At 38.7% G+C, this 12,483-nt stretch carries 15 protein-coding genes; 8 read left to right on the top strand and 7 right to left on the bottom strand.

The genetic code is table 11. The features are described from left to right. Positions 1-11: 11 nt before the first annotated feature. A complete protein-coding gene (locus FJR37_RS21050; protein WP_039203782.1) occupies positions 12-1,433 on the bottom strand; it encodes an aldehyde dehydrogenase family protein in 1,422 nt (473 codons plus the stop codon). A 128-nt stretch (positions 1,434-1,561) separates the two neighbouring features. Here FJR37_RS21050 and FJR37_RS21045 point away from each other — a divergent pair, with 128 nt between their 5' ends. The 7 genes from FJR37_RS21045 (at position 1,562) to FJR37_RS21015 (ending at position 5,583) form a co-directional block, all read left to right on the top strand. After that, positions 1,562-2,425, top strand: a complete 864-nt coding sequence (locus tag FJR37_RS21045; RefSeq protein ID WP_039203783.1) for an oxaloacetate decarboxylase — start codon at positions 1,562-1,564, stop codon at positions 2,423-2,425. A gap of 92 nt (positions 2,426-2,517) precedes the next feature. Then, on the top strand, positions 2,518-2,784 hold the full coding sequence (locus tag FJR37_RS21040) for a CopG family ribbon-helix-helix protein (RefSeq protein ID WP_039203786.1): 267 nt from the start codon (positions 2,518-2,520) through the stop codon (positions 2,782-2,784). Then, a complete protein-coding gene (locus tag FJR37_RS21035) occupies positions 2,781-3,059 on the top strand; it encodes a type II toxin-antitoxin system RelE/ParE family toxin (RefSeq protein WP_039203787.1) in 279 nt (92 codons plus the stop codon). Before FJR37_RS21040 ends, FJR37_RS21035 begins: the two co-directional genes overlap by 4 nt. A gap of 243 nt (positions 3,060-3,302) precedes the next feature. Further along, positions 3,303-3,638, top strand: a complete 336-nt coding sequence (locus tag FJR37_RS21030) for a hypothetical protein (protein WP_052150042.1) — start codon at positions 3,303-3,305, stop codon at positions 3,636-3,638. Positions 3,639-3,698: 60 nt separating this feature from the next. Next, positions 3,699-4,529 carry a serine/threonine-protein kinase gene (locus FJR37_RS21025; RefSeq protein ID WP_081981519.1) on the top strand — a complete coding sequence of 277 codons (831 nt, stop codon included), beginning with the start codon at positions 3,699-3,701 and terminating at the stop codon, positions 4,527-4,529. 194 nt (positions 4,530-4,723) lie between these two features. Then, complete coding sequence (locus FJR37_RS21020; protein WP_052150043.1) at positions 4,724-5,176, top strand: hypothetical protein; 453 nt, start codon at positions 4,724-4,726, stop codon at positions 5,174-5,176. Between the two features lie 188 nt (positions 5,177-5,364). Then, entirely contained in the window at positions 5,365-5,583 is a 219-nt protein-coding gene (locus FJR37_RS21015) for a hypothetical protein (protein ID WP_168467033.1), read from the top strand. 87 nt (positions 5,584-5,670) lie between these two features. Here FJR37_RS21015 and FJR37_RS21010 read toward each other — a convergent pair whose 3' ends face one another. From FJR37_RS21010 to FJR37_RS20985, 6 genes are all read right to left on the bottom strand, one after another. Further along, positions 5,671-6,414: a Uma2 family endonuclease gene (locus tag FJR37_RS21010; RefSeq protein ID WP_027402478.1), complete on the bottom strand. Its 744-nt coding sequence runs from the start codon at positions 6,412-6,414 to the stop codon at positions 5,671-5,673. Between the two features lie 88 nt (positions 6,415-6,502). After that, entirely contained in the window at positions 6,503-7,225 is a 723-nt protein-coding gene (locus FJR37_RS21005) for a Uma2 family endonuclease (RefSeq protein ID WP_039203791.1), read from the bottom strand. Positions 7,226-7,379: 154 nt separating this feature from the next. Then, positions 7,380-8,294, bottom strand: coding sequence for a methylenetetrahydrofolate reductase (locus FJR37_RS21000; protein ID WP_039203793.1), 915 nt, complete (start codon positions 8,292-8,294; stop codon positions 7,380-7,382). Between the two features lie 145 nt (positions 8,295-8,439). After that, a complete protein-coding gene (gene trpS, locus FJR37_RS20995; RefSeq protein WP_168467032.1) occupies positions 8,440-9,447 on the bottom strand; it encodes a tryptophan--tRNA ligase in 1,008 nt (335 codons plus the stop codon). A 455-nt stretch (positions 9,448-9,902) separates the two neighbouring features. Then, the gene (locus FJR37_RS20990) at positions 9,903-10,310 is read right to left on the bottom strand and encodes a type II toxin-antitoxin system HigA family antitoxin (protein ID WP_039203797.1); all 408 of its coding nucleotides are present in this window, start codon (positions 10,308-10,310) and stop codon (positions 9,903-9,905) included. Next, positions 10,285-10,593, bottom strand: a complete 309-nt coding sequence (locus tag FJR37_RS20985; RefSeq protein ID WP_053538135.1) for a type II toxin-antitoxin system HigB family toxin — start codon at positions 10,591-10,593, stop codon at positions 10,285-10,287. Before FJR37_RS20985 ends, FJR37_RS20990 begins: the two co-directional genes overlap by 26 nt. A gap of 243 nt (positions 10,594-10,836) precedes the next feature. Here FJR37_RS20985 and FJR37_RS20980 point away from each other — a divergent pair, with 243 nt between their 5' ends. Further along, on the top strand, positions 10,837-12,417 hold the full coding sequence (locus tag FJR37_RS20980; RefSeq protein ID WP_168467031.1) for a B12-binding domain-containing radical SAM protein: 1,581 nt from the start codon (positions 10,837-10,839) through the stop codon (positions 12,415-12,417). Positions 12,418-12,483: the final 66 nt, after the last annotated feature.

The raw sequence follows: 12,483 nt of genomic DNA, 5'->3' as shown, positions 1-12,483 counted from the left end.
TTTCTATATCCCTACTCTTCATTATTAAACCACCAAGGGTCTTTATCAAAGTTAGTTTTAATCAAAAAGGCTTTTTTTCGCATAAAGCGTTTAAAGGCAGCTTTACCCATGCGTGAACCTCCCAAACCAGAAAATTTAAAGGAGTTTTTCTCTCCTTCGTGCATCATAGCTGTTAAACCTGCATCATTAATACTAATAGCACCTACATCTATTTGCATACCAATTTCTAATGCTAACTCTTCTGATTCAGAAAATATAGCAGCACTTAATCCATAAATAGAATCATTAGCTAAATTTATCGCTGCTTCTATATTAGCAAAAGGCATAATCGGCATAATTGGACCAAATGTTTCTTCAGTCATGACTTTCATAGAATGATCAACTTCAGTCATAACCGTAGGACGACACCACCAACCTCCACCTAATTCTTCTACTTTACCACCAGAGTGAATTACTGCACCTTTGGCAACAGCATCTAACAGATGATCATTAATAATAGCCGCTTGTTTTTCACAAATAATTGGACCAATTTCACCACTTTCAATAGTTGGATATGCCAATTTCAATTCATGGGCTTTAGTAACTAATTGATGATAAAATTCTTCAAATATAGATTCAGCAACATAAATTCTTTCAATTGATGAACATGACTGTCCAGAATTCACAACAGAACCCCACAAAATTGCTGAGGTTGCTAAATCTAAATTGGCTGATTCTAAAACAATAGCTGGGTCTTTTCCTCCTAGTTCTAAGAAAGCAGGAATAAATTTTTGGGCTGCCGATTCTGCCACTAACCGCCCAGTTTCTACACTACCTGTAAAACAAATTAAATCTACATCTTCTATTAAATCTGCTCCTGTTTGTCCTGCTCCTTCAACAAAGTTTAAAACATCACGTAATTGAGGAATTGTATTGATTATAGTCATCAAAGGAGCAACAAATCGGGGAGTAATTTCACTAGGTTTAACTATTACGGCACAACCCGCCAGTAAAGCCGGAATCGTATCAATTGTAGATAACAATAGGGGGAAATTCCAAGGACTAATTACGCCAACTAGAGGATAAGGAACAGCCATTTGTTGTAAAGCAATAAAAGGAATAGATGTATTTTTTGCTGTCCCTTGTATTAATTGTGGAGCTAAATTACACCATTTATCAATACTAGAAATAAAAGAATCTACTTCTGTCACTGATGTTGATAATCTTCCCGTATCACTAACTAAAGCTTCTATTAATTGTGTTCGGTCTGATAATATAGCTTGTTTCCATGCTTTTAAAGCGGCAATTCTGCCTTCAATTCCTAATTTTTGCCAGATAATTTGTCCTCTTCGCAAACGATGACATTGCTGGGAAAGTAATTTTGGTGGTGGAGGAACGATGACATAATCAAATTTACCTGTGCGGGGGTTGCGGACTTCTATTGGTTTACTCATTTGTGATTAATTTAAATTTTATCTCTCGCAAAGGCGCAAAGGCGCAAAGGAAGAAATACCGTAAGCTTCCGAAAACGTTTTTACAGTATTTATTGTATTCTCAAAATAGTCCATTTAGAGTTATTTGTATGTCTGCTGCTCAAAAACTGCGCGAATTACTGGCACGTCCTGAAATTATCGTTATTCCTGGTGTTTATGATTGTTTGAGTGCAAAATTGGTAGAAAAGGCGGGTTTTGATGTCGCTGCTACCAGTGGTTTTGGGATTGCTGCTTCTACCTTGGGTTTACCTGACTATGGTTTTCTCACTGCTACGGAAAATTTATCTACTGTCGGGAGAATAGCCCAGTCAATTAATATACCTTTAATTGCTGATTGTGATACGGGTTACGGTAATGCTTTAAATGTGATGCGGACTGTGAAAGATGCGATGCAGTTGGGGTTAGCTGGGATTATTTTAGAAGACCAAGAATGGCCGAAGAAATGCGGACATTTTGCAGGTAAACGGGTAATTTCGATGACTGAACACGCGGGAAAAATCCGGGCTGCGGTGGAAGCACGTGGTGATAGCGGTTTGGTCATTATAGCCCGAACTGATGCCCGTGCGCCTTTGGGGTTGGAGGAAGCCATTGCTCGTGGTCAATCATACATCAATGCTGGTGCAGATGTCTTGTTTGTGGAAGCTCCTCAATCTGTGACAGAGTTGGAAATTATAGGTGCTGCTTTTCCTAATGTGCCATTGGTAGCAAATATTGTGGAAGGTGGGAAAACTCCCGCTATTTCTCCCGCAGAATTGCAGAATTTAGGGTTTAAAATTGTCTTTTTTCCTCTGACTGCACTTATGGCTGTAACTGAGGTAATGAGTGGTTGTTTTCGTCATTTAAAGGAACAGGGAAGGACTGATAATTTATCTGGTTTGATGAATTTTCAGGATTTTCAAGAATTGATGAATGTGCCGCAATATTTAGCTGTGGAAAAGGAGTATAAGGAATGAATTATTCATTACTTCTATGGTTGAAAGTTGATGAATAATGAATTATATTAAAAATAATGCAATATAATACTGTGCATTATTGAGGTAATTTCATGAGTACCACGAGTTTTCGGCTTGATGATGACTTACAAGAGAAACTTGACAATACTGCTAACCGAATTAAGCGTTCTAAAGGTTGGATAATTAATGATGCTCTCCGTCGGTATATTGAGCAGGAAGAACTTAAACAAAGGATGTTGGCAGAAACTCAAGAAGCTTTAGCTGATATTGAAGCCGGTCGTGTAGTATCAGGAGAAGAGGTGATGAAATGGTTGGAAACTTGGGGAACTGCTGCGGAAACTAAGGCTCCTTTGTTATGAAATTGGAGTTTTCAGAAAGTGCAATTCAAGATTTGATTCGGCTACGAGAGTTTATCGCAGTTCATAATCCCAAAGCCGCAGAACGTATATCTCTGCGGCTACGACAGGCAATTGGAAAGCTTGTACTACATCCCGATATAGGGCGTTCTGTACCGGAGTTTGAAAATGTTCGTGAACTTGTAGCTGGTGATTATGTTGTGCGATATTTACGCATTGAGGATGTAATTTTTATATTACGAATATGGCACGGTAAGGAGTTTCGTTATTTTGGGTAAAAACTGAAGCTAGATAGACTACACAAGCTTTTTATGCGAAAATTGATCCAAGTATTTGGGGAGTTGCAAAAAATTTATCTCTAGATTTTGACCATGAATTAACGACGCGACGAGCCGAAGAATATACCCCTGGATTTGCACCCCCTGAGCTTTATAGTAAAAGCACTAAACCAACTCAAGCCAGTGATATTTATTCTTTGGCTGCAACTCTTTATGTACTTTTGACTGGTCAAATTCCTGTGGATGCTCTCAAACGTAAACTGGAATAATATTCATTTACCAGAACCAAAAGAAATTAATCCACAAATTAGCGATCGCATTAACCAAGCAATTTTAACAGGAATGAAACTAAATCCCCAAGAGCGATCGCAATCTGTGCAAGAATGGCTGGACTCTCTGGGTTTAATTAAAGAAGCAACCAGGCCTAAATTTAATTGGAATTGGGATAAAAAAATCCAGTTCTGGACATTGGTTATAATGGGAATTGGTGCTTTTGCAACCCTACTCCAAGGCATGGGTGCTATTATTCCTATTTTACCTAAACAACCTCCCAGTCCTACAACTACCAATAAACCGTAGAATCATGTAAACTTTTCTCAGGTGGTGGTATGAAAATAAATATTTAAATCAGAGGTATTCATGACCTGGGGAATAGGACAGGAATTGCAGGGTGGTAAATATGTAATTGAGCAGATTCTCGGACAAGGGGGATTTGGTATTACTTACAGGGCATTACAGGTGAACCTCAATCGGCCAGTTGTCATCAAAACGCCTAATGAATATCTGAACTATGATCCAGAGTATGACAAGTATATAAAAAGATTTATTGCAGAAGGGCGGACACTAGGACGTTTATCTCAAGAACCCCATCCTCATATTGTCGGGGTAATTGAACTATTTCAGGAAGGTAATACCCATTGTCTAGTCATGGAGTTTGTACCAGGGGAAAATTTGTTTCAGGCAGTCAAGCGTAGGGGAGCATTACCAGAAGCAGAGATTATGACTTGTATTCGCCAAATAGGGGAAGCTCTAATGGTAGTGCATCAAGCGGGATTAGTACACCGAGATGCTCACCCTGGAAACATTATGCTGCGAAGTAATGGTAAGGCTGTTTTGATTGATTTTGGCATTGCTAAACAAATAATTCCTGCAACTCAAAGTTCGGCGGATAAGGCAGCTAATGATGGATTTGCCCCTTATGAACAGAGATATCAAGGAAGTAGAGATCCAAGGGTAGATATTTACTGTTTAGCAGCTAGTCTTTATTATGGGGTAACTGGTCAAAAGCCCACAAATTCTTTAGCTCGTAGACTTGATGATGAACCGCTAATTCCACCGCAGGAGCTTATTTCTAGTATCAGTAAGGAATTAAATCAGGCAATTCTTAATGGTATGGCGTTAGAAGCAAAAGACCGTCCTCAGTCTATGCAGTCATGGCTAGAGATGTTACAGCGATTTCCAATCATATAAGGTACATCTTAGCCCCCTCATCGCTTGCGGGGAGGGGGTTGGGGGTGGGGTTCTTGTTCCGGGTTTGATGACAATTTGCTGTAAATTACAAGCATAAAATTCCTAATGTAAAGAAAAAAGGTAGTAATGCAGGAAGAAAAGTTGTTAGTGTAGTAGTAAATGGTAGCAATGTAGGTATAGAAATTGTTAATGCAGTGGCAAATATTGTTAAAACTATTAACAATAAACCAGATAGAAAAGTTCCTTGGGTTTCATTGACTATATTATTATTGCCTTATTCTCTAATGGGCTACATCCTAACTGCCAATAATGCTCCGTTTTTGTTGTGGGCTGTGGCTGTGGCTGTGGTTGGGGCTTTGGCTTTGAGTTGGGCTTTGTCTGGGTCTGAGTCTTGGGCTGTGTCTTCGGCTGTGTCTTGGGCTGCGGCTGTGGCTGCGGCTGTGGCTTTGGGTGGGGTTTTTGCTGGGGTTTTAGTTTTGGATCGGTCTTCGGCTGGGGCTGTGGCTGAGATTTTCGCTTGCGCTTGGGCTTGTCCTAAACTAGAAGAATCCTTTAATAAGTTTCATGCTTTTTTAATTGTGACTGGCACATCTAACATCGGCTTAGGTTTAGGATGGATAGTATACCGACTTTTTAAACCGGTTTGATAGTTTGTATGATCTATACAATAAGTAAATAAAAACCGTATTCTTGGCTAGGGTTAGACGAATGACCCCTAGCTTCGTTAAATAGCCCAAAAAATCATCTGCGTTTATCTGCGTTTATCTGCGTTTGAATTACTCCATAAGTTATAATCTATTTAAAGAAAGTCAATTAAATCAAGAGAAACTAGATTATGGTGACATTAGAAGAGGCAATTTTAACTGTTAATCAACTTCCTCTTGAACAAAGAGAAATGTTATTAGAAATTATTAAAAATCAAATGATTGAATCTCGTCGTGAAGAAATTGCTGAAGATGCAAAAAAAGCAATTTCAGCTTTTCACCAAGGAGAATTAAAACCTCAATCTATGGAGAGTATTATTGTTGAATTACAAGCAAGTTTAACGGTCTGATACCTTATTTATTTGTGAAAAGGTGATCGATCATTTGTTTCTACTTCCGTTAGATCCAAAATCGTCATCATTACATTTAATTTAATATCACGCTTCCGGTTCAATCCCCAAAGCCCGCAACTGTGCAGCTAAACGATCACTTTTTTGACGTTCTAGTTCGGCTCTTTCATCACCATTCAACAACAAATTACCTTGGGAATCCCACCAACGCAGCCAAGGTAGTTCCATAGCCAGATACTCACCTTGCCATAAACCTAACTCCACATCCATAGGTTTAATTGGATAATGTCCCCGTTCATTTGCTGGTAATAACTGATATTGTCCACCAGTTAATTCATAAACTTCAAGACGGGCTTTCCTAACTTCATAAATGCCATAAAAAGCAGGGCGAATTACCTGTTCATAAATCCAAAATTTACCTTTCCAAGGAGTTTTATCTCTTTCTTCACTACCATTTCCAGAGACAAATTCTAAAACAATTAACGGGGCAATGTACTCTTGCCAAAGGACATAAGATCGCCGTATTTGCCCATTTAAGGTAGGGGGTACATTGGGGACATAAAACCAATCTGGAGCTTCTGCACCCCGTTCTGCTGGGTCAGTCATCCGCCAGTAGATACCGCTATCTTGACCTATGGCATATTGTCCGTCTGGATGGCGTTTTTGTAATACTTGTTGAATGGAGTCTGTCAGTAGATTGCTTTGAGGATGCTCCTGAAAATTTTTCACAAATGTACCGTCCGACTCTGGTAGTTGGGTATGATCTGGAAGAGAGGTTTCTGGGTAAGGGCGTAAGTCTTGATCTTCCTGGATATCAGTTGTAAAAGTCATTATGTCCTCCTGCTGGTGTGAGGTTTATTCTAGTTTAGCAAAATTAGTAAGGATTGCGACGCATCCTTAACTCAAAGTCCAAATAATATTACGCTTCCGGTTCAACTCCCAAAGCCCGTAATTGTGCAGTCAAACGATTCGCTCTTTCTTCACCGGTTAATAATAAATTACCTTGCAAATCCCACCACCGCAACCAAGGTAAATCCATAGCCAGATATTCACTTTGCCATAAACCCAACTCAACACCCATAGATGTAATCGGATAATGTCCCCGTTCATTTGCTGCTAATAACTGATATTGTCCACCAATTAATTCATAAACTTCTATACTGGCTTTATTTACTTCATAAATGCCGTAAAAAGGAGTACGAATTACCTGCTCATAAATCCAAAATTTACCTTTCCAAGGAGTTTTATCTCGTTCTTCTGCACCATTCCCCGAAACAAATTCTAAAACAATTGATGGAGCAATAAATTCTTGCCAAAGGACATAGGAGCGTCGGGTTTTACCATTTAAAGAAGGTGGTACATTGGGAACATAAAACCAGTCTGGTGCTTCTGCACCTTTTTCCGGTGGTTCAGTAATACGCCAATAAATACCCAAATCCTGTCCAATAAAATATTGACCATCAGGATGAAGTTTCTTTAATACTGGTTGAATGGAGTCCGTGAGGAGAATGCTTTGTGGATGTTCTTGCCAATTTTTCACAAAAGTACCGTCCGACTCTGGTAGTTGGGTATGATCTGGAAGAGAGGTTTCTGGGTAAGGGCGTAAGTCTGAATCTTCCTGGACATCAGTTGTAAAAGTCATATATCCTCCTGCTGGTGTGAGGTTTGTTCTAGTTTAGCAAAATTAGCAATATTTAGAGACAACGACTGAATTTAAATATACGTGATCTCAAAACCCTTGTAGAGACGTTCCATGGAACGTCTCTACTAAATTCATAATTTAAGCTGTTTTCTTCCTAATTAACTTTCTCCACCCCCGCTAAATCCAAAATTGGTGCAATCAAATCTTCCCGTTTCACCGCCATAATATGCACACCCTGACATAATCCCCGCGCAGTTTGCACTTGTTCGGCGGCAATTTTCATGCCTTCTTCGAGGGGATGTTTCGCTTTTGCTAATCTCTCAACAATGTGTTCAGGAATATTCACACCGGGAACAGCCTTATTAATAAACTGGGCATTTTTTGCCGATTTCAAGAGAAAAATTCCTGCCAAAATTGGTTTATTGTAACCACAGGCAATTTTATTCATGAACTTTTCTAATATTTCAAAATCAGTAATTAATTGACTTTGAAAAAATTGCGCCCCGGCTGCTATCTTCTTTTCAAACCGACTTTGTAAACCTGACCAACTTTTCGATTGAGGATCTACTGCTGCACCTGCAAATAAATCTAATGCACCATCAGTGAGGGGTTTTTCATTAAAATCAAAACCCTGATTCATGTTTCTAATTAACTGCAATAGTCGCACAGCTTCCAAATCAAAAACGGCTTTTGCTTGAGGATGATCACCGGCTTTTACAGGGTCGCCAGTTAATGCTAAGATGTTGCGGATACCCAAAGCATGAGCGCCCATTAAATCTGCTTGTAATCCAATTCTATTGCGATCGCGGCAAGCAAACTGACAAATCGGTTCAATCCCATTTTGCAATAAAATCACCGAGGCTACCAAGGAAGACATCCGCATGACAGCACGGCTACCATCAGTAATATTGACAGCATGAACCCTTCCCTTAAGAGTCGCCGCCATTTCGATGGTATGGATAGGATCTCCGCCCTTGGGAGGTGCAACTTCGGCGGTAATTAAAAAGTCACCCCTTTGGGCGGCTGTGCGGAAGTTGTTAAAAGCACTAAAGCTATAAGTATCCGGCATAGTTCAAATTTATCTTGAGGTTTTCTTAAAGAGTAAAACGAATTACACATTAAAGACTAAACCTTAGTTATATATTACTCACTCAGATATCTTTTTCAGATCCCCGACTTCTTTAAGAAGTCGGGGATCTAAACCCTGTAAAAAATTACAACGGAACAGTGAAACCCAAAGCCGCTTTCACATCTGCTAGAGTAGAATTAGCGATCGCTCTGGCTTTCTCCCCACCATCCCGCAACACTGACTCTAAATAACCCTTATCCGCCATTACCTCCTGATATTTGTCCTGAATCGGCTTTAAAGCATGAATCGCCGTTTCTGTCAATAAAGGTTTGAACTGTCCCCAACCCATATCTGCACATTCAACCGCTACCTCTTCCTTAGTTTTTCCAGCCAGCAGCGTATACAGTGTCAATAAATTATGGCATTCTGGGCGTTCTGAATCATCAAAGGTTAAACCCTTCACCAAATCAGTTTTACAGCGTTTAATCTTCTTAGTAATCTCCTCTGGAGAGTCTAAAATATTAATTCGGCTCAATTCTGAAGGATCTGATTTTGACATTTTCCTTGTCCCATCTGTCAAACTCATCACCCTTGCACCTTCCTTTCTAATCAAAGGATCTGGTAATTTTAATACAGGTGCTTTTTTGGCAAATTGGTGATTAAACCTATTAACAATATCCCTTGTTAGTTCTAAATGTTGCTTTTGGTCTTCACCCACTGGCACTTTATCAGCTTGATAAAGGAGAATATCCGCCGCCATGAGTACGGGATAATCTAATAAACCAACACCGACATTTTCCCCTTGTTTAACGGCTTTTTCCTTAAACTGAATCATATCTTGCAACCAGTTCAGGGGGGTAATGCAATTTAGCAACCAAGTGAGTTCACTGTGTGCGGAAACGTGGGACTGAACAAAGATATGAGAGTGTTGTAAATCAATACCACAAGCTAAATATAAAGCAGCAATCTTGTAAGTATCAGCCGCTAAAGTGGCGGGATTATGCGGTACAGTGATAGCGTGTAAATCTACCACACAAAAGAAATTTTCATACTGGTCTTGAATTTCTACCCAGTTGCGAATCGCACCTAAATAGTTACCTAAGTGTAAGTTACCAGTTGGTTGAACTCCCGACAAAACGCGCTGTTTACCCATAATTATCCGTTATTTATCTCCTCTTCCCCGCTTTGTAAATCTATCGTGTACACACAAGTTAAATTACCCCCCTTAATCCCCCCTTATAAAGGGGGGGATTAAGGAAAAATTAGTTCCCTCCCCAAAGCATCGGGGAGGGTTAGGGTGGGGTAATTGGAGGAATAATGGTGATTCAATAACTTGTGTGTACACCGTAGCTTTGTAAATGGGGCGGTTACAAGACTCATTTTAGTAGTCATTGGGAGTGATTGGGGATTATTGATGAGGTTATTAAGAGACTTCCAAGAAATAAATTATCCTAAGAAACGAACCACAGAGGCACAGAGTACACAGAGAGAGAATTTCTGCATCAGTTTTGGGACATTTTTTTATTTGGAAGTCTCTAAAAGCATATTTCCTCTTTTTCCGACTTTTGCCAGAAGTTTCTACAATTACCAGGTAAGCGGAAAACTCAGTTATGCAACTAAATAAGTAGGATCTATTTGAAAAAACACAGCTAGATCTTGAATTTGTTTTTCCGTTAATTGGCATTTACCACTGAGAATATCTAAAACTATTAACTCACTTTCTAAGATAGAAACTAAATCTTTTGGTTGCAGATTAGATTCTTCTAACAAAGCTTGAAGGAGTGCTATGCCTGTCAAGGTAGGTATTATTTCATGTTGTTGTTCATAATCATAAACAAGAGTACCAAGAACCTTCAGATAGTCTCGATCATCTTGTGTAATATTTCCTTGGTCCAAAATAGAATTAATTTGATTTTGGGTAGCAATTAATTCATCTTCATTGGTAATTGGTCGTGGAGGAAATGTGGTAATTAGTTTTATATAGTAGTTACTAGGAATTTTTAAACCACTCGTCATTTTTCCAATTCTCCTTATCGTATTCAGCATGAGTGAGTACAGCACGTATAAATAAGAGTTGATACTCATAATCTATATAGGTTATCAAACGATAATGATTACCTTTAATATTAAAAACAGTGAAGTTACCAACTAAATCTGCTGATGGAAAAATTTGTCTGACATCATTAAACTTTTCCAATTGAGAATCAGATATACGTTGATACCATAGTAAAAGTCCTGATTCTGCTAGGGAGTGCTTTTCCCAAAAGTCCCTAAGTATTTTTTTGCTAATAACACGCATCAATTTAAGGAAATAGTATTATAACCATTTTCAAGTAAATTTACCAAATATTTTATCTCAGATTTCAGACGTAAATAAATTTTGTTTGCTGAACTGTAATTTATCTTTACCTTGTCTATTTATTTTCTTAAATATAAAACTAAAAGAATCTGTACCTCCAGAGAGATAAAAACCAACTGACCTAACTTTTATAGTTCAAATTAAATAGGTTTTGATCAAAAACAACTCAGGGAAATATACTTAATGAAAGCTTTATTAATCTGGCCGATAATGCCTAATTCTTTTTGGTCTTATCAGGAAACCATTGATTTAGCTGGGTTACGATCTACGAATCCCCCATTAGGGTTAATCACGGTGGCAGCAATGTTACCGAGTGATTGGGAATTCAGATTGAGCGATCGCAATGTCCGTCTAGAAACAGATGCAGATTGGGAATGGTGCGATATAGTCATTATTTCTGCAATGATCATTCAAAAACAGGATTTTGGTGAATTAATTAGAAAAGGTAAGGCGTTAGGTAAAAAAGTGGCAGTGGGTGGACCATTTGCCACATCTGTACCAGAATTTGTTCTTGAAGCCGGCGCAGATTATTTAATTTTAGATGAAGGGGAAATTACTATTCCCATGTTTGTAGAGGCTTTAGAAAAGGGAGAAGAGAAAGGGATTTTTCGCGCTACAGAAAAACCCGATGTCACCACAACTCCCCTACCTCGATTTGATTTATTAGACTTAAATGCTTATATAGCTATGACGGTGCAATTTTCCCGGGGTTGTCCATTCCAATGTGAATTTTGCGATATTATTACCCTTTTTGGCCGCAAACCCCGGACAAAAACCCCAGAACAAATCCTCGCAGAATTAGATGCTTTGTATCAGATGGGTTGGTGGCGTTATGTATTTATAGTTGATGATAACTTTATTGGCAATAAACGCAATGCTAAGGTCTTTTTAAGAGCATTAATTCCCTGGATGGAAGAACGTAATTATCCTTTTGCATTATTAACAGAAGCTTCTTTAAATTTAGCAGAAGATGACGAATTACTAGAACTAATGGTAAAAGCTGGGTTTGTGCAGGTGTTTATGGGAATTGAAACCCCTGATGTAGATAGTTTAGTCGGAATTAATAAACCACAAAATACCCGCAATTCCTTAGTTGAATCCTGCCATAAAATTACTAAAGCCGGATTACAAATTATGTCTGGTTTTATCTTAGGATTTGATGGTGAAAAACCAGGTGCAGGTAAACGGATTCAAGAGTTTGTAGAAGCAACTTGTATTCCCCAAGCCCATCTTAACTTATTGCAAGCATTACCCAATACAGCCATGTGGACTCGCTTGCAAAAAGAAGGACGGTTAAGGGATGGTTTAGGTGAATTTGTGGGTTCTCAAAAAGCCTTAATGAATTTTGTTCCCACTCGGCCAATGTCGGAAATTGCCGAGGAGTTTGTTGATGCTTTTTGGAATTTATATGAACCCATGCCCTACCTAAAACGGACTTTCCGGCATTTTATGATGATGGAAGGTTGGCGGGCTAAATATGAAAGAAATTTAACAAAACCAGAGTTCCAATTTTTAATGTCTATTTGTTGGCGACAGGGAATTTTGCGTTCTACACGGTTTGTTTTTTGGCAGCAATTAATAACAATGGCACGGCAAAAACCTCATCTATTATATGATTATTTAATTGCTTTGGGTACAGGTGAACATTTTTTCAAGTTCCGTCATGAAGTCAAGGCAGAAATAGAATCAGAATTGACAGAATTTCAGCAACAAGAACAAGAACAAAAAGTAATAAGTCTGCAATTAGAACCTGTAAGTAAGTAATCAATACCTTGTCCATTTTTGCTAGGTTGGGTTGCGCTGTCGCTTAACCCAACCTCGTTCAACTCG

Source organism: Aphanizomenon sp. UHCC 0183, assembly GCF_009712065.1.
Classification (GTDB): Bacteria; Cyanobacteriota; Cyanobacteriia; order Cyanobacteriales; family Nostocaceae; genus Dolichospermum; species Dolichospermum heterosporum.
This window is presented reverse-complemented; position numbering and strand designations above follow the sequence as displayed.